The 17,423-nt window shown below is 75.6% G+C and carries 13 protein-coding genes; 6 read left to right on the forward strand and 7 right to left on the reverse strand.

All coding sequences use genetic code 11. The features are described from left to right. Positions 1-3: 3 nt before the first annotated feature. Both ACGFYU_RS19240 and ACGFYU_RS19245 read right to left on the reverse strand, forming a co-directional pair. The gene (locus ACGFYU_RS19240) at positions 4-441 is read right to left on the reverse strand and encodes a roadblock/LC7 domain-containing protein (protein WP_393828486.1); all 438 of its coding nucleotides are present in this window, start codon (positions 439-441) and stop codon (positions 4-6) included. Then, positions 438-3,287 carry a nitrate- and nitrite sensing domain-containing protein gene (locus tag ACGFYU_RS19245; protein WP_393828487.1) on the reverse strand — a complete coding sequence of 950 codons (2,850 nt, stop codon included), beginning with the start codon at positions 3,285-3,287 and terminating at the stop codon, positions 438-440. The genes ACGFYU_RS19240 and ACGFYU_RS19245 overlap by 4 nt, the downstream gene beginning before the upstream one ends. A 347-nt stretch (positions 3,288-3,634) precedes the next feature. Here ACGFYU_RS19245 and ACGFYU_RS19250 point away from each other — a divergent pair, with 347 nt between their 5' ends. Next, positions 3,635-4,057: a hypothetical protein gene (locus tag ACGFYU_RS19250; RefSeq protein WP_393828488.1), complete on the forward strand. Its 423-nt coding sequence runs from the start codon at positions 3,635-3,637 to the stop codon at positions 4,055-4,057. Positions 4,058-4,127: 70 nt separating this feature from the next. Here ACGFYU_RS19250 and ACGFYU_RS19255 read toward each other — a convergent pair whose 3' ends face one another. From ACGFYU_RS19255 to ACGFYU_RS19270, 4 genes are read right to left on the reverse strand one after another with little or no spacing between them, the layout of a single operon-like run. Then, positions 4,128-9,002, reverse strand: a complete 4,875-nt coding sequence (locus ACGFYU_RS19255; RefSeq protein ID WP_393828489.1) for a hypothetical protein — start codon at positions 9,000-9,002, stop codon at positions 4,128-4,130. Positions 9,003-9,060: 58 nt separating this feature from the next. Further along, positions 9,061-9,963 (reverse strand): hypothetical protein, encoded by a 903-nt coding sequence (locus ACGFYU_RS19260; RefSeq protein ID WP_393828490.1) that lies wholly within the window; start codon positions 9,961-9,963, stop codon positions 9,061-9,063. Next, positions 9,960-10,256 (reverse strand): hypothetical protein, encoded by a 297-nt coding sequence (locus ACGFYU_RS19265; RefSeq protein WP_393828491.1) that lies wholly within the window; start codon positions 10,254-10,256, stop codon positions 9,960-9,962. Before ACGFYU_RS19265 ends, ACGFYU_RS19260 begins: the two co-directional genes overlap by 4 nt. 23 nt (positions 10,257-10,279) lie before the next feature. Then, positions 10,280-11,785: a hypothetical protein gene (locus ACGFYU_RS19270; protein ID WP_393828492.1), complete on the reverse strand. Its 1,506-nt coding sequence runs from the start codon at positions 11,783-11,785 to the stop codon at positions 10,280-10,282. A gap of 98 nt (positions 11,786-11,883) precedes the next feature. On the opposite strand from ACGFYU_RS19270, the gene ACGFYU_RS19275 reads away from it, so the two are divergent. The 5 genes from ACGFYU_RS19275 to ACGFYU_RS19295 all read left to right on the forward strand — a co-directional run bounded on the left by ACGFYU_RS19275 (position 11,884) and on the right by ACGFYU_RS19295 (position 15,872). Continuing rightward, the gene (locus tag ACGFYU_RS19275) at positions 11,884-12,678 is read left to right on the forward strand and encodes a LamB/YcsF family protein (RefSeq protein WP_393828493.1); all 795 of its coding nucleotides are present in this window, start codon (positions 11,884-11,886) and stop codon (positions 12,676-12,678) included. Beyond that, positions 12,675-13,292 (forward strand): allophanate hydrolase subunit 1, encoded by a 618-nt coding sequence (locus ACGFYU_RS19280; RefSeq protein ID WP_393828494.1) that lies wholly within the window; start codon positions 12,675-12,677, stop codon positions 13,290-13,292. The genes ACGFYU_RS19275 and ACGFYU_RS19280 overlap by 4 nt, the downstream gene beginning before the upstream one ends. Beyond that, positions 13,289-14,155 (forward strand): biotin-dependent carboxyltransferase family protein, encoded by an 867-nt coding sequence (locus ACGFYU_RS19285; protein WP_393828495.1) that lies wholly within the window; start codon positions 13,289-13,291, stop codon positions 14,153-14,155. The genes ACGFYU_RS19280 and ACGFYU_RS19285 overlap by 4 nt, the downstream gene beginning before the upstream one ends. A gap of 74 nt (positions 14,156-14,229) precedes the next feature. After that, positions 14,230-14,802 (forward strand): RNA polymerase sigma factor, encoded by a 573-nt coding sequence (locus ACGFYU_RS19290; RefSeq protein ID WP_393828496.1) that lies wholly within the window; start codon positions 14,230-14,232, stop codon positions 14,800-14,802. Further along, positions 14,799-15,872: a hypothetical protein gene (locus ACGFYU_RS19295; protein WP_393828497.1), complete on the forward strand. Its 1,074-nt coding sequence runs from the start codon at positions 14,799-14,801 to the stop codon at positions 15,870-15,872. Before ACGFYU_RS19290 ends, ACGFYU_RS19295 begins: the two co-directional genes overlap by 4 nt. A 70-nt stretch (positions 15,873-15,942) precedes the next feature. Here the strand turns inward: ACGFYU_RS19295 and ACGFYU_RS19300 are convergent, their stop codons facing one another. Then, a complete protein-coding gene (locus ACGFYU_RS19300; protein WP_393828498.1) occupies positions 15,943-17,340 on the reverse strand; it encodes a HEAT repeat domain-containing protein in 1,398 nt (465 codons plus the stop codon). Between the last annotated feature and the right edge of the window lie 83 nt (positions 17,341-17,423).

A 17,423-nucleotide genomic window follows, 5' to 3' on the forward strand; every position in this document is an offset into this window, starting at 1 on the left:
GACTCACCCTCCGGCGGGCAGCCCGGTGCGCGGGGTGGTCGCCAGGTGGTCGCCGACGCGCTTGACCATCAGCGTCATCTCGTACGCGACCTGGCCGACGTCGGAGTCGGCGTCGGAGAGCACGGCCAGGCAGCTGCCGTCGCCCGCGGCCATGACGAACAGGAAGGCTTCGTCGAGCTCGACGACGGTCTGGCGGACCTTGCCGGACTCGAAGTGCCGGCCGACGCCCTTGGCCAGGCTGTGGAAGCCGGAGGCCACCGCCGCGAGGTGCTCGCTGTCCTCGCGGGTCAGGTCCTTGGAGCTGCCGGTGGGCAGGCCGTCGCCGGAGAGGACCACCGCCTTGCGGATGGAGCCGACCTTGTCGACCAGCTCGTCGAGGAGCCAGTTGAGCGGGCCGGAGCCGCGGCCCCTGGTGTCGTTGCCGGTCTGCGGTGCGGTCATCGACCGTCCCCTTCGTTCTCGTATCCGGGACCCGTGGCGGCGGACGTGCCGGCCTCGGTCTCCGACTGCTGCTGTGCGTGCTGTTCGCGGCCCGCGGTCCAGCCGCGCTGGAGTGCGGACATGCGCGTCCGTACGTCCTCCGCGTCCCGGTGGGCCACCTGGTCGGGGGCGGCGTCGTCGGGGGCGGGGGCCGGGGAGTTCTTGAGCTGCGGGGCCAGGCTGGCCTGGCGGATCCGGCGGGGCAGGCCGCCGGGGCCGGTGCTCGGGCCGACGCCCGTGCCGGTGCCGGGCATGGGCGCGGCCTTCGGCGTGGTCTTCGGAACGGTCTTCGGCGTCGGGGCCTGCGCCGGTGCGGGCTGCGGCACCACGTGCACGGGGCGCGGCTCCACCCGGCGGCCGTGTTCGGCGACCAGGGTCGGGGTGGGGCGGCGGCGCGGCAGCGGCACGGCACCCCCGGAGGAGCGGGCGCCGTCGGGACGCGGGGTCTCCACGCGCTGGGTGTCGAGGCGGACCGGGCCGGTGGGGGCGAGCGGCTCGCGGTCGCGGTCGCCCCTGCGGGATCCGTGGCGCTCGGCGTGCCGGTCGGTGTGCGGCCGGTCCGCCGGGCGCAGCCCGAGCAGGGCGCTGCGCGGGGTGCCGTTCGGCGGGGTCTCGTCGTCCAGCGTCGCCATGGCCGGGCGGGCTCCGATGCCGTCCAGGACGGCGGGGTCGTCGAGGCCGTCGAGGGACTCGATGGCCTCCACCCCGTCGAGCCCGAGGACGTCGAGCGGGGCCTCCAGCTCCACGGGGCCGCGCAGTTCGGCTGCGGCCGGCAGCGGGCGGCCGGAGGTAGCCCGTTCGACGGCGGCGGGGGCGGGGCGGTCGGTGGGGATCGTGCCGGGCCGGGGGGCGGTGCCCGTCCCGGCGCCGGCCTCGGCGCCGTCGAGCCGGATGCCGGTGCCGTTGGTCTCGGGGGCGTCGGTGAGGACCTCCACGGGGAGGAAGACCACCGCGGTGGTGCCCCCGTACGGGCTTTGCTGGAGGGCGACCTTGACGCTGTGGCGCTGCGCGAGGCGGCTGACGACGAACAGGCCGAGGCGGTCGGTGTCGGAGAGTTCGAACTCGGGGGTCTCGGCGAGCCGGAGGTTCGCGTCGAGCAGCGCGTCCGGGTTCATGCCGAGGCCGCGGTCGTGGATCTCCAGGGTGAAGCCGTTGGCCACGCGCTCGCCGTGCACCTGGACCGCGGTGTGCGGCGGTGAGAACACGGTGGCGTTCTCCAGGAGTTCGGCGACGAGGTGGGTGATGTCGGCGACGGCGGGGCCGGCGATGCCCAGGCGCGGGAGCCGGCGTACCTCGATGCGCTCGTAGTCCTCGACCTCGGCGACCGCGGCCCGTACGACGTCCATCAGCTGGACGGGCTTGCGCCACTGGCGGGAGGGCGCGGCGCCGGAGAGGATCACCAGGCCTTCGGCGTGGCGGCGCATGCGGGTGGTCATGTGGTCGAGGCGGAAGAGGTCGGCGAGCTCCTCGGTGTCCTCGGTGCGGCGCTCCATGGTGTCGAGGAGGGTCAGCTGGCGGTGCAGCAGGACCTGGTTGCGGCGGGCCAGGTTGACGAACACCTCGGAAACGCCGCGACGCAGCTCGGCCTGCTTGACGGCGGCCTCGACGGCGGCGCGCTGGAGGGTGTTGAGGGCCTGGCCGACCTGGCCGACCTCGTCCTTCTCGTACTCCAGGCGGGGCGCCTCGGTCTCCACGTCCACGTGCTCGCCGGCCGCGAGGCGGCGCATCACGGCGGGCAGCCGGACGCCGGAGACCTCGTGGGCCTCCTTGCGGAGGCGGGACAGGTCGCGGACCAGGTCGCGGCCGATGCGCACGGAGAGGAACAGGGAGACGATCAGGGCGATGAAGCCGAGGATGCCGGCGACGGCGGCCTGGACGAGGACGTCCATGGCGACGGGCTCGACGCGCTTCTGGTAGCGGTCGCCGGCGTCGGTGCCCATGGTGGCGAGGTCGTCGAGGACCTTGGTCGCGGCCTCGTCCCACTGGGCGGAGGGGAGGCCGCGCGGGTTCCTGACGGCGCCGGCGCTGAGGAAGCGTTCCTCCGTGTCGCGGACGGCCTTGGAGTCGACGCCGCCCCAGTACTGCTCGAAGAGCTCGCGGTCGGCGGCCGGGAGGATCGCGAGGTTGAACTCGTACAGCAGCTTGCGGTTGGCGACGAAGTCGGAGACGTGACGGATGTCGGCCGGGCTGATGTTGCGCGCGGCGAGGGCGGAGGCGATGACGGCGTCCTCGCGGGAGAGCGCCTCGCGCGCCCGGGTGATGCCGACGAGGGCGCGGCCCTGCTTGTCCATCTCCACGTTCTCCAGGGCGTGGAGATTCATGAGGAACTCGTAGCAGGGGTCGATGAGTCGGCCGTAGAGGTCCAGGGCCTGGCCGGGGTCGAGGCTGTTCGAGTCGACGGAGTGGCGCAGGGCGCCGACGCCGCGGAAGGCGGCGAGGATGGAGCGCAGGCGCTCGGCGTTCTGCGGGCTCAGCTCGTCGACGACCTCGGGGTCCCGGGCGCTGGCGCTGATCTGCTCGACGGCGGCGTCGGTCTCGGCGCGGCGCTTGGCGAGTTCGGCGGTGGCGTTGGCGGCGCGGGGGTCGCCGATGAGGACGAGGGTCTGGCGGCGTTCCTTCTGGATGACGCGGACGACGTCCTCGATGGGGTAGCCGACCTTGTCGATGACGTAGGCGACGTCGAGGAGTTGGACGGCCTGGCGGCCGGTGATGACCGTGGCGAAGCCCCACAGGGCGGTCAGGGAGACGAGCGGCACAAGGAGCAACGCCACGATCTTCCGGCGGATGGACTTCCCGCGAAAGCGCATGGCCTCCCCAGCCTCCCCCAGCTCAACCCCGTTGCCCGGGATCGGTGTTCCGTCATTTAAACGGCGTGAGCCTACTACTGCCACGCTGCGGCATCGAAGGCGTGTCCGGACGTTTTCGGCCGGACCCCTGGGCGAAGATCACGAGTTGTCCGATACTTCCGGTGAATAGCGGCCCGATATGTGGCAGATGACACTCGGTGGGGCGTCGGTTCGCGCAACCGGATGGATGGCTGGAACTATTCGTTCCGCGATCACCGGGGGCGGGGGAAGTGTCCGGGATTCGGGAATCTCTCGCCGGTGCGGAACGTCTTCCTTTCGGGGTAGACGTGGTGGGGAGGGAGCGGACGATGAGCGGATACCACGGATACGAGCGCGAGAGCGGTGGCGGCGGGGGCCGGCGGGGCATGTGGGAGGAGGAGCCGGCGCGCCGGCGCCGGATGCCGGATCCGGTGCGGGCGTCCGCGGTGCGGGCCGTGCTGATCGTCGCCGTGACCCTCACCCAGGCGACGATCACCTTTTTCCTCACGATCACCGGCTCGTGGCTGGCCTTCCCGATGGCGCTCGGCGCGGTGGCGGGGACGATCGTGGCCACGTGGGGGGTCCTGGACGTGGTGATCACCCGGCAGACGTGGAACCAGCGGCACGGGGTCGTCTCGGAGCCGAGCAGCACGGCGCGCGCGGGTCGCTCGGCGCGGGCGGTGCGGGAGTCCCGCGGCCCGGGCCGAATACCGCGCGAGGACGGCACCCTCACGGCCTTCGGCCGCCGCTAGGCCGGTGCGGCGCCGCTGCTGGGGCTCCGCCCCAGACCCCGCGCCCCAAACGCCGGCGGGGCTGGATGTCTCATCGGCGGAACATTCGGGTCGCCGTGATCTCGCCGTGGATCGTCTCCCCCTCCGGGGACTGCTGGGGCAGGCCCGGGCGGAGGTGTTCCTCGACGCTGATGTACTTCAGGCCCGCCCGCAGGTCCGCGTCGTTGCGCAGGCGGATGACCAGCGGGAACTCGGCCAGGGCCGTGGTGTCGAACAGGCCCGTCGTGTAGAGCAGCTGGACGCCGAGGGCGTCCGAGACGGCCCGCTGGAGCTCCAGCAGGTAGGTGGCGTTCGCGCGGCCGATCGGGTTGTCGAGGAACAGCGTGCCCGCGTGGCGGTGCTTGTCGCGGCCGCGGTCGTTGCTGCGCAGCGCCGCCATCGTGCAGTAGAGGGCGATCGCGGCGGTGAGCAGCTGGCCGCCGGAGAAGACGTCGCCCATCTGGCCGACGGGGACCCGTTCGGCGCGCAGGACGGCGTCCGGCTTGAGGATCTCCACCGAGATGCCCTTGGGTTCGAGGGCCGCCTGGACTCCCCGCAGGAGAAGGGACATGCCGTCGCGGCGGCCTTCGCCGAAGGAGGCGGTGCTGTTCTTCTTCACCGCCGCGCGGGTGGCCTCGTCGATGACCTCGCCGAGCCGTTCCGTCAGCGTCGCCTGGTCCGGCTCCTCGAAGCGGATGCGGAGGAATTCCTGGCCCGACCACTCGCCGAGGCCTTCCGGGAGCTGGGAGAGGCGCTGCGCCGAGCGGAGCGTGGCCAGCGCCGACTCGACCAGGCCGCGCAGGCGGTCGACGATGCTGTCGCGGTTGCGCTCCAACTGCGCCAGCTCGTCGGTGAGGACGCGCAGCCGCGGGGCGAAGGCGCTCGCCCAGGCCGCCGCGTGCTCGGGGAGGGCGGAGGCGGGCAGTTCGCGGATCTGCTGGCGCGCGGGGGTGCGTACCTGCTCGTAGCGGGTGGCGTTGGCGTGCCGGACCAGGACGTCGCTCGCCTCGCGCACGGCGGACTCGGCGGCCGACAGGTCCGCCGCGCAGCCGCGCAGGGCCCGGCGGGCCTCGGTGGCCGACTGGCGGGCCTCCTCCAGCGTCCCGGGGTGCGCCGCCGGCTCCTGTTCGTCGTCGGCGTGCGTGTGGTCGCGCAGGAGGTCCCGCAGCAGGGCCGCCGTCTCGTCGAACCCGCCGGCGCCGTCCTCGGCCGTGCGGTGGGCGCGCAGCAGGTCCGCGTGGGCGGCCCGGGCGTTCTCCACGGCGGCGGTGTGCGCGGCGAGTTGCGCGGTGGCCGTTCGGAGCAGGCCCTGGGCCTGGTCCACGTCCTCGGGGATGAGTTCCTCGGGGAGTTCGGTGTGCGACTCGCCCTCGGCGGGGGCGTGCCGTTCGGCCTCGCCGCGGAGCCGGCCGAGCTGCTCGCTGGCGGCGGAGGCACGCGTCTCCAGCATCTGGACGAGGGACTCGGCGCGGGCGGCAGCGGCCTGGCGGGAGGGGCCGTCGGCTCCGTCGGTGCCTTCGAGGAGCTGGGCGGCGCGGGTGCGGACCTTGTTGGTGAGGCGGTCGAGTTCGGCGAGGGCGGCGCTCTCGTCGCTCTCGGCGCGGGCCTGTTCGGCGCGCAGGTCGGCGCCGACGCCGACCTTCTCGTAGAGCCGGGAGGCGGCCCGGTAGGCCTCGCGCAGGTCCGGCAGCGGCGCCTTGACGGTGCCGTCGTCCTCCGGGAGGGGCTCGGGGGCGCCGGCGATCTCGGCGCGTTCGGCCCGCAGGGCGCGGGCGGTGCGGCGGGCGTCGTCGGCGGCGCGCTGGGCGGCACGCCGGTCCTCGTCGGCGGCGCGGGCCCGGTCCAGGCAGACCTCGGCGCGGGCCTCGGACTCGGCGGCCTCGTCGGCGAGTTCGCGCAGGCGGGCCTGCCAGCCGGCGCGTTCGCGCAGCCGGAAGGCGAGGCCTGCGAGGGCGTCGGCGGCCCGGCGGGCGCGCTGGGCGGTGTCCTGGCGCTCGTCGCGCACGCGGGCCGCGTCGGCGGCGGCCTCGTCGGCCTCCGCGCGTACGGTACGGGCCTCCGCGAGCTCGGCGTCGGCCTCCTCGGCGAACGCCCGGGCGGCCGCGGCCTGCTGCGCCAGCTCGGCGAGGCGGCCGGGCGGGCAGCCGGTGCGCCAGGAGGCGAGGCGGGCGGCGAGCTCGCGGTCGCCGGAGAGGCGGGCGGCGAGGTCTCGGATCTCGGTGTCGCGGGCGGTGGCGCGGGTGCGCAGCGCCTGGCGCTCCTCGTCGGCGGCGTGCTCGTCGTGCATGGCCGGGTTGGGCGAAACGATGAAAATACTGGACACCGCGGAATCGCCATCAGCAGTCGGCGGCATGGGTGCCAGCAGGGCGGCGGCCGTGCCGACGGCGACGGTCGAGCGGGGCAGCAGGGCTGCGCCGGAGAGGACCTCGCGGGCGCGGCTGTGGGTGTCGGGGTCGGTGATGACGACGCCGTCGACGAGTTCGGGGCGGGCCGCGAGGACGGCGGCGTGGTCGGCGGGGTCCACGGACTGGGCCAGGTAGCGCCAGCCGGGGAGGGCGGGGATGCCGTGTTCGCCGAGGTACTCGACGGTGGCGAGGACGTCGGGGCCGGGCGGCAGGAGGCCGCCGTCGCCGAGGGCGCCGAGGATGCGGGCGTCGTCGGCGGCGGCGGTGCGCAGCTCGAAGAGGTGGCGTTCGGCCGCCGCGACTCCGTCGGTCAGCAGGACGTGGAGGTCCTCGGCGTTCCGGTCGAGGTCCTCGGCCGTGAGCCGTCCGGCGGTTGCGCGGTCCTGGTCCGCCGCGCCCTGCGGGCCGCCGGGGGGAACTGCGGTGCCCGCAGCTCCTGGCCGGCCGCCGGTCGGCGCGGGGAAGCCGGCCCCGGCTGCCGCCTGGCTCGCAGCCGGCGCGGTGCCCGTGCCCTGCGGGGCGGCGTGGGCGTGCGGGGCACCGGAGCCTCCCCCGGAACCCGGCGCGGCCGGGGCGCCACCGGGCGCAGCGCCGTGCCCGTCGGACGGCGCGTGGCCGGCCGCTCCCGCGGAGCCCTGACCCTCCGTACCGGCTCGGGGCCCGGGGAGGCCCGGGGCGTCCGGGAGGCCCAGGAGGGCGGTCAGGCGGGGGGATTCGGCGAGCGAGGCGGCGGCGCGGTGTTCGGCGTCGTGGGCGGCTTCGGCCGCGTCGGCGGCGTCCGCGGCGCGGGCGGCGGTCAGCTCGGCGCGGGATTCGGCGGCCGCGGCCTCACGGGCGGCTTCGGAGGCGGCGCGGGCGGCTTCGCGGGCCTCGTCCCAGGCGGCCACGGCGGTCTTCTCGGCGTCGGTGGCGGCGAGGGCGGCCCTGGCGGGGTCGGCGTCGGGCTCGGAGTCGTCGAGCCAGCCGGCCCGGACGGCCTCGGCGGTCTCCTGCTGCACCTCGCCGAGCCGGGCCCGGAGGTGTTCGGCCTCGCTGCGGGCGCGCTGGGCGGCCGTGGCGGCGGCGGTGGCGTCGCGGTGTGCGGACTCGCCGGTGGCCTGGAGGGCGGCGGAGCGCTCCTCCTCCTCGTTGGCCACCCGCTCGCCGTGCTCGGCGGCGGTGTGCAGGGCCCGTACGAGATCGGCGGCGGCCGTCGCGCGGGCGGCCAGCGCCGGGGCGGCGTCCCGCTCGGCCTCGCGGATCGCGGCGGCGACGCGGGCGGAGCGGTCGGCGGCGGCGCGGTGGCGCAGCACCGTCTCGGCGGCCTGCCAGGCGGAGTACAGGGTGCGCGCTTCGAGGAGTTCGCGGCGCTGGGCGGCGGCGGCCTTGTCGGCGACGGTCAGCGCCAGCGAGGCGTGCCGGTAGGCGAGTTCGGCGGAGACGGCGGCGCTGCGGGCGCGCGCGGATTCGGCGGCGGTGACCTCGTGGGCGGCGCCGGTGACCCGCTGGGCGAGGTCGGCGGCGCGGCCGCGCTCCTCGGTGGCGCGGGCGGACAGCCGCCGGGCGAGGGTGCGGGTGCGGCGTTCGGCGCCCGCGTGGACGTCGCGCAGCCGGGAGCGGGTCTCGGCGGCCTCGACGATGCGGGTGAGGAGGTCCACGGAGCCGGCGGTGAAGTCCCGTTCGGCCATGAGCTCGGCGCGGCGGCCCAGCTTGTTGCCGAAGCCGTGGACGAGGTCGGCGAGGCCGTCGGTGTCGCGGGTGTCGGTGACGGCGCGCAGCAGGAGGTCGGTGAAGTCGGAGTCCTTCTTGACCGCGAAGAGGCCGGCGGCCTCGCCCTCGTCGGCGTTCATCTCGCGCTGGTAGCGGAAGAGTTCGGGGTCGAGGCCGAGGTCGGTGAGGTGCTCGTTCCAGCGGTCGTGGATCTCCTCGAAGTAGACCTCCAGGTGCGGGTACGCCTTGCCGGCCTCGGTCAGGGCGTCGCGGAAGCCCTTCATCGTGCGGCGGCGGCCCTGGGCACCGGAGGCGCCCTCGACCGGCGGGCGGACGGCGGTGGCCTCGGCGACGGGGAGGTTGTCGAGGCTCAGGCCCGGCCCCGGGCGGAAGGAGTACCAGGCCTCGGCGAACTTGCGGGGGTCGTTGGAGACCTGGCGGCCTCGCCATTCGCTGACCTTGCCGACGACCACACACTCGCCGGTCTGGGTGTGCTGCCACTCCAGGGCGACATGGCCGCAGTCGTCGGCCAGCAGGAACTTGCGCAGCACGCCGGAGCTGGCGCCGCCGAGGGTGTTGCGGTGGCCGGGGAGCATCACCGAGAAGATCAGCTTGAGCAGGACGGATTTGCCGCCGCCGTTCTCCAGGAAGAGCACTCCGGCGGGCGCGGGGCGGCGCGGCGGACCGGTGGGCTCGTCCTCGAAGAACTCCGCCTGGGCGGGTGCCGGGTGGGGCACCGGCTCGCCGACTCCACGCAGGTCGAGCACGGTGTCGGCGTAGCGCGCACCGGCGGGCCCGATGGAGTAGAGGCGGATCCGGGACAGCTCGTACATGGCGGCGGACTCTCGTGGTGTCTTGGTACGGAGGTACGGAGGTACGGAGGCGGGTGGCTCAGGCGTGGAACGGGAGCCCGGCGTCGGCCGCGAGCTCCAGGTCGTCGCCCTCGGGCGGCGGCAGCAGAGTCGCGGAGCCGTCGCTGACGGGGACCACGCCCAGTTCGAGGAGCTCGGCCATTGCCGCGCTGCCCGCCATGTCGCGGACCTGGAGCTGGTAGCGGGGGGTGGTGCGGTAGGTGCCGCCCGCCTCGTCGCCGGTGCGCTGGAGGAAGCCGGAGTCGGTGAGGAAGGCGGCGGCCTTGCCGACGATGCCGGTGGTGGAGCCGGCGAGGCGGCGGGCGTCCTTGGTTGCGCCGGTCGCGCTGCGCCGGGCGTAGACGCGCCAGGCGGCCTCCAGGCCGGGGGTGTCGGAGGCCGGGTCGGTGTTCTCGCCGAGCTCCTCGGCGCGCTCCTCCAGGCGGCGGCACGTCTGGCGGACGAAGGCGTCGACGCCGTTGACGGTGACGCGGCCGATGTAGCCGTCGTCGGCGAGGTCCTCGGGGCGGGGGTAGGCGAGGGCGGCGACGGCGAGGTGGGCGAGGCCGTGCAGGAAGCGGTCGGCGGAGTCGGCGGCGGTGCGGCGGGCGTAGTCGCCCATGCGGACGGCGAAGACGGAGTCCTCGCCGGCGGCGACGGCCATGCCGGCGCGTGGGGACACCTCCAGGACGACGAGGCCGAGGCCGGTGGCGACGGCGTCGGCGAGCCGGCCGAAGGCGGTGTCCTCGCGGTAGCGGCGGAGCAGTTCGGCGTACTCGGCGTCGCGGGCGGGGAGGAGCTTGGGCTGGAGCCCGAAGGCGACGAGCCGGGCGGCGTCCGCCGCGTCGGCCGGGGTGACGGCCCCTGCGGGGGCGGGCGCGACGGGAGCCGACGGCGCGTCGGGCTCGCTCCACGCGGTGTACTCGGCGTGGTGGTCGCTCACGGGCGGGTCTCCTCGGCGGTGCGGGTGTTGCGGGTACGGGTGCGGATGTTCCGGGCGCGGGTGCGGGTACGGCTGGTGTGCGGGGCGGCGGCTTCGGCGGCGGCAGGGTGTCCCCCGCCCCGCCCCTTCCCGGGAGCGGGGGCGAGCCCCCGCGCCCCCGGGCGATACGGCCCCACCAGGGCCTCCGCCCCGGTGACGGGTTCGGCCGCGCGGGCGGGCGCGGCCGGAGCCGTAGCCGGGTGGCGCCCGGCCCCGGGCACCGGGGTCGAGCAGCCGCCCGGCCTGACGGTCATCCCGCCTCCGTGTCGCCTCGCGGTCATGCCGCCTCCGTGCGGTCCGCGGCCATGCCGGCCGCGTCGAGGAGGGCGGTGCCGACGATCAGGTCGGCGCCGCCGAACTCCGGGTCGTCGAGCGGGGTTCCGTCGTCCACCGCGAAGAGCAGCCGCTCCTCGCCCTGGCGGTAGGCCGTGCCCACGGCCGGGCTCGCCGCGTGGACGGCCAGCAGCGCCACCAGGTACGGGAGGTCCGGGTCGCTGCGGCGGGCCTCCGCGAGCAGGCCGGACAGCCGGCGCGGGGCGTCGTGCGGGAGGTCCAGGAGCTCCATCGCGGCGGAGAGCTGCTCCTCGCTGAAGCGGCTGTCGTCCGGGGTGGCGATCAGGTCGGGCTCGGGCATCTCCACGCCGAGGTGCTCCCGCTCCACCGGCGGGGTGAGCAGTATGTCCACCAGGTCCCCGACGCGCACCGAGACCGGGGTGCGCAGGCCCGTACCGGCCGCGAAGAACGCGTCCGTGACCCGGCGGGCCTGAGCGACCGGCAACGGCAGCAGGGGCGCCACCAGCTGCCCGTACAGGTCGATGCCCGAGCGCGGCGCGGGGGCGGCGAAGGCCTGCCGGTCCTGCTCGGCGCGGAAGAGCGGGCCGGCGTCCAGGAGCCGGGACTGGAGCTGGGTGTGGCGGCGGATGCAGTCCTTGACGATGTCGACCAGCTCGGCGGCGCGCCGCTTGCTCTCCGGCTCCTCCGCCTCGTCGCGCGCCTTGCGGATGTTGGTCAGGATCGCGTTCTCGTGCCGGTAGCGGTCGGCGACGTGGTCCAGGGCTTCCGCGATCATGTCGGGGACGGCCTGCAGCCAGTCCACCGCCCGGACGTTGCGCCGGGTCGCGTCCAGGGTCCGGCGCAGGGTCTCGGCGTACTGGACCGTGCGGTAGCGGGCCTGTTCGGCGGCGAGCTGGGCGTCCGCCAGGCGGCCCCGGCTGATCAGGACCTCCAGCTTCACCTCGGCGGCGATCTGCGCGCTGGTGACGTCGGTGTCGAGGGCGCCGACCAGTACGTTGACGGCTTCGTCGGTCGTCCGCAGGTAGACCGCGCCGCCGTAGCCGGGGACCTCTTCGATGAGCTTGAAGTCGTAGTCGCGCCGGACGTACACGCCGTCCGGGCCGAACGTGCCGTAGATCGCCCGGAATCCGCGGTCCACGCTGCCCACGTTGATCAGGTTCTCCAGCACCCAGCGGGCCACCCGCTCGTGCTCGGCCGCGGGCCGGGCCGGGGCCTGGGCGGCGACGCGCGGCAGGAGCCGGGCCACTATCTGCTCGTGGTCGGCGCCCGTGTCGAAGTCCATGTTGAGCGTGACCAGGTCGATCGCGGCGAGTGCGACCTCCGCCATCGCGTAGACCCCGTACTCGCCCGCCAGATTGGCCTTGCGTACGTCGAGGTCGTGCAGCGGGGCGGTGCAGGCGAGGGCGCGCAGCCGCCGGGCCAGGCCCTCGTCGGCGGCCGGGCCCGGCGCCGGGGACGGAAGGGTCTTCGCCGGGGCGGGGAGAGTCACGGACAAAGACTAGGCGCTGTCACGGACAACATCCCAAACGGCATGGTTCGGCCGGATCGTCCCCGGCTCCCTCGCGCCGCCTGCTCTACGCTCGCCGCATGGATTCCATGATCGCACCCACCCCGGTGATCGACCTCAACGCCGACCTCGGCGAGGGCTTCGGGCGCTGGGCGCTGACCGACGACGAGGCGCTGCTGTCCGTCGTCACGAGTGCCAACGTCGCGTGCGGCTTCCACGCCGGGGACCCGTCCATCATGCGCCGGGTCTGCGAGCTGGCCGCCGAGCGGGGCGTACGGATCGGCGCGCAGGTCTCCTACCGCGACCTGGCCGGCTTCGGGCGGCGCTCGATGGACGTGCCGGCCGGTGAGCTGGCGGCCGAGGTCGCGTACCAGATCGGGGCGCTGGAGGTCTTCGCACGCGCGGCCGGCTCCCGGGTGTCGTACGTGAAACCGCACGGCGCGCTGTACAACCGCACCGTGCACGACGCCGACCAGGCCGCCGCCGTCGTCGCGGGCGTCCGGCTCGCGGCCGGGGCCGGCGCCACGGGTGGCCTGCCGGTGCTGGGGCTGCCCGGTTCGCTGCTGCTCGCCGCCGCGGAGGAGGCCGGGCTGGCCCCCGTGGCGGAGGCCTTCGCCGACCGGGCCTACACGCCCGCCGGGACGCTCGTGCCGCGCGGCGAGCCGGGGGCGGTGGTGCACGACCCGGAGGCGGTGGTCGCGCGGGCCGTCGGGATGGCCGCGCGGGGCGAGGTGGCGGCGGCCGACGGCTCCCGGGTGGCGGTGGCCGCGCGCTCGCTGTGCCTGCACGGGGACACTCCGGGGGCCGCGCAGCTGGCCCGCACGGTGCGGGAGGCGCTGGGCGCGGCCGGGGTGCGGGTGGAGGCCTTCGCGTGAGGACCCTGGTGGTGGGCGGCGAGGCGCTGCTCGTCGAACTGGACTCCGCCGCCGAGGTGGCGGCGCTCCACGCCGAACTGCTGCGCCGCCGGGACGCGGGCGAGCTGGGCGCCGTACGGGACCTCGTGCCCGCGGCCCGGACGGTACTGCTCGACGGCGTACGGGATCCCGCCGCGCTCGGCGCCCGGATCTCGCGCTGGGAGGTGCCACCGCTCGCGGAGACGGAGGGTCCGCTGGTGACCGTCCCGGTGCGCTACGACGGCCCGGACCTGGCCGACGTGGCCCGGCTGTGGGGCGTGGGCCCCGCGGAGGTCCCGGCCGTGGTCGGCGGCACCGTGTTCCGGGTGGCCTTCTGCGGGTTCGCCCCGGGCTTCGGCTACCTGACCGGGCTCCCGGAGCGCTTCCACCTCCCCCGCCGCGCCACGCCCCGCACGAGCGTCCCGGCGGGCTCCCTGGCCCTCGCGGGCGAGTACGCCGGGGTGTACCCGCGCTCCTCCCCCGGCGGCTGGCAGCTGATCGGGTCCACGGATGCGGTGCTCTGGGACCCGGAGCGGGACCCGGCGGCCCTGTTCGCGCCGGGGGTACGGGTGCGGTTCACGGAGGCGGGCCTGTGACGGGGCTGCTGGTGGTCCGCCCGGGGGCGCTGACCACGGTCCAGGACCGCGGCCGCCCCGGTTACGCGCACCTCGGGGTCCCGCGGTCGGGGGCCCTCGACTCGGCGGCGTACGCGCTGGCCAACCGGCTGGTCGGCAACGCCCCGGACGCGGCGGCGCTGGAGACGACCCTCGACGGGGTCGGGCTCCGGGCGCCGGCCGCGACCACCGTGGCGGTCACGGGCGCGCCCTGTTCCGTACGGATCGACGGCCGCCCGGTGGCCTGGGGTGCCGCGGTCGGGCTGCCGGCCGGGGCGGAGCTGGAGGTGGGCCGGGCGGAGTCGGGGCTGCGCAGCTACGTCGCGGTACGGGGTGGCCTGGACGTCCCGCCGGTCCTGGGCAGTCGCTCGGCGGACCTGCTGTCGGGGCTGGGGCCGCCGGTCCTGTCGGCCGGGACGCTGCTGCCGGTCGGCCCGCCGGGCCCGGATCCGGTGCCGTGGGCGGATGCCTGCGGGCTGCCCGGGGCGCCCGCGGAACTCCTGCTCCCGCTCCGCCTCGGACCACGGGCCGACTGGTTCACGGCGGCTTCGCTCGCCGGGCTGTGGCGTGCGGTGTTCCGCGTCTCGGCGATGTCCAACCGCATCGGCCTGCGCACGGAGGCGGGGGCCCCGCTGGTCCGGAGCCGGGCGGGCGAACTGCCGAGCGAGGGCATGGTGCTGGGCGCGGTCCAGGTCCCGCCGGACGGCCTGCCGGTGGTGTTCCTGGCCGACCACCCGGTCACGGGCGGCTACCCGGTGGTGGGCGTGGTCCCGCCGGGCCCGGCCCTCGACGCGGCGGCGCAGGCCCGGCCGGGGGTGCCGGTCAGGTTCTTCCGGTCCCGATGAAACGTTCGCGGGGGCTTCGGCCAAGTACCGGATGAGGGGGGCCGACCGGGCCCCCTGTGCAGGGGAGGAACCGGGTGCGCAGCCCACGACAGGAGACCGGACCACCGGATCTCACCACGCCCGAGGGGTTCGGGGCGTTCTACGAGGACCACATCGACGCCGTACTCGGCTTCGTCACCCGCCGGGTCGCCGACCCGCACCTGGCGGCCGACCTGACGGCGGACATCTTCCTCGCGGCGATGGGTTCGGCGGGCACCTACCGGGGCCACAGGGGAGCTCCGGTCGCCTGGCTGTTCGGCATAGCCCGCAACGTCCTGTCGGGCCACGCCCGAGGCATGGCCCGCGAGAGCGGCGCCCTGGCCCGGCTGAGCGGTCGCCGCCTCCTCGACGACGAGGACGTCGCGGCGCTGGAGGAACGGATCGACGCCGAGCGGGCCTTCCGCGACCTGGCCGAGCGCCACGCGGCGCTCTCCGAGCCGCTGCGTGCCGCGCTGGACCTGGTCGTGCTCGACCAGCTCACCCCGGCCGAGGCCGCGCAGGCTCTCGGCGTCACCCAGGCGACGATCCGCGTCCGCCTGCACCGCGCCCGGCGCGCCCTGCGCAGCCCGGGCCCCGGTAGCGAGCCCCAGCTGGAGGTAGCCCGATGAGCAGCAGGCCGCACGGGTTCGAGGACCGACTCAAGGCCGCCCTCCTGGCCCGCCTCCCGGAGACACCCGCTCCCGCGCCCGTCCGTTCCCGCGCCCGGCGGTACGGCATCCCGCTCGCGGTGGGCGTCGCGACAGCCGCCGTGGTCGCCGTCATGGGTCTGCCCGGCAGCAGCCTCCACGGCCCGCGGCCCGCCAAGGGCCCCACGGACGCGCCCGAGATCAGGAAGGACCCGGACGGGTCGCTCCGGTTCGACCTGCCCGAGAACGACCAGGTCCCGTCCCTGGTGGAACGGCTGAAGGAACTGGGTGTCCAGGCCGTGGTGGTGCCGAAGCGGCCGCAATCCCAGTGTTCCGAGCTCGGCGGGGGGTACCGCGGTCCGCAGGCCGACCCCGAGGCCGAGATCATGCCGCGTGGCGGCGACGGCCCCTTCCTCAAAGTCAACGCGAAAACGGTCCCTCCTGGTTACACGCTCACGTTCACGTGGTCGGAGTACTACCCGCTGGGCGAGCAGGGGGTCGGCTTCGGCGTCATCGAGACCTCCAAGGTCCCGTCCTGCAGCATGGACCAGTCCGAAGGCCTGGAGGAACTACTCAAGTCGGGCTCCAAGGACCCGGGCCCCACCATCGAGGTCCCCCGTCCCACAAAGGCCGATGAGCTGCCCGAACTGGTGCGAAGGCTCCAGGCGCAGGGGGTGAGCGTCGCGGTGACGGAGAAGAAGCCGCAGTCGGAGTGCCCGCACCTGGGAGGCGGGTACCGGGGGCCGCAGGCCGACCCCGAGGCCGAGCTGACCTTCCCGAGGGGCTCGTCCACGCTGAGGATCAACGCCAAGACGGTCCCTCCGGGGTACACCCTCGTGTTCACGAAGGGGACGCCGTCGAACCCGTACATCGGGGCCGGCGTGCAGGAGACGTCGAAGGTCACGCCCTGCCAGATCGATTTCTCCCTGCTGAGCCCCGAGGAGGAGGCCAAGCGGAAGGCCGACATGGACAGGGCACTCCAAGAGCTGCGCGAGCGGGGGGGCACGGGCTCCGAGCCCCCGGTGTCACCCTCCCGCACGCGCGCGCGGTAGCCGCGAGCCACTCGACCCGGCTCCCACCAGGGAGCCGGGTCGAGGCGTGTCGCGGGACGGAAGCCCGGCCCTACACGGCCGATTCCGGGGCGATGCGGCTGCGAACGGCCGACTGGACGTCCTCCTCCTCCGCCGGATCGGCCGCCAGGCGGCGCAGGCGGGGGGCGACGCGGACGTCGGCGGTCTCGGCGTGGCGGGCGGCCACCTCGCGGGTGGTCTCCTCGCAGTCCCAGAGGCATTCGACGGCGAAGCCCGCCGCGAAGGTGGGGTCCGTGCTGGCCAGGGCCCGGGCGGCCCGGCCGCGCAGGTGGGACGAGGCCGTCTCGCGGTAGATGTGGCGCAGCACCGGAGCGGCGCAGCCGATCGCGAGGCGGCCGGCTCCGTCCACCAGGGCGTAGAGCCGGCGCGTGTCGGGGCCCTCGCCGCGGACGGTGGAGCGCAGGGCGCCCAGGACCAGGCCGGCGTCCTCGGCCGCACCCCGGGAGGCCAGGGTGGCCGCCGCGGCCGCGCCCAGGGCGTCGGGGCGGTGGATCCAGCGGCGGGCCCGTTCGACGGCCTCGGGGCCGCACATGCGCTCGTAGGCGGCCACGGCGGGCTCGTCGGCGGCGGCTTCGATGAGGTCCAGGACGGCCGGGTTGTCCGGTTCGACGAGGACCAGGTGGTGCAGGGCGGTGGCGCGGGCCGCGTCCCCGCCGGCGCCGGCGGCCGCCGCGAGGATCGCGGGTCGGTCCTCGGGCCCGGCCACGGCGGCGAGGCAGCGGGCGGCGGGCACGTGCAGCGGGGTGCCGCGGCGCAGCCCGTCGGCGGCCCAGTCGAAGACGGCCTGGACGCCCCAGCCGGGCTGCGGGCCCTTGGGCGTGAGCTGGCGCTGCCAGCGGTCGAAGGAGCCCTGCTGCCGGGCTGCGCGCAGGCGCTCCCCGTATACGGGGGACTCCTCCCACAGGCACCACGGCCGGGGCTCGTAGGCGTCGCGGACGGCGGCGGCCAGCCGCGCCTCGCCCTCCGCCGTGGCGGGGAATCTGGCGAGGATCGGCGCGCCCAGGGAGCGCAGTCCCTCGTCGTCGTCGCGCAGGGCGAGTTCGTCGAGGGCCCAGGCCCAGTTCGCGCCGGAGGCGGCGTACCGGCGCAGCAGCATGAGCGCGTCGTCGCGGCCGTACGAGGCGAGGTGGCCCAGTACGGACAGGGCGAGGCCCGTCCGGTGGTCCTCGTCGTCGACGAGGTCGTCGGCGCTGAAGAGGTGGCTCTCGATCTCGCCGAGGGGGCCGTCGAGGTCCAGGTACAGCCGGGCGTAGTACAAGGAGCGGTTCTCGACCTGCCAGTCCTGGCGCGGATCGCGGAGCACGCACTGGTTGAGGGCCTCGAGGGCCTCCGCCCTGGGCGCCGCGAGGGCGTGCAGCGTGCCGTCGCCACGGCCGCGCTGGAGCAGCCCGAGCAGGGTGCCGCTCGGCGCTATGACTGGTTCGAACATGGGAATGGCCTCAAATCAAGCTGGGGACGCAACCGGGAATCGGGATTCACAGGGCCGCGTAACAGCATGTGAGGACGTCCGCC

Source organism: Streptomyces sp. NPDC048337 (assembly GCF_043201175.1).
Taxonomy (GTDB): domain Bacteria; phylum Actinomycetota; class Actinomycetes; order Streptomycetales; family Streptomycetaceae; genus Streptomyces.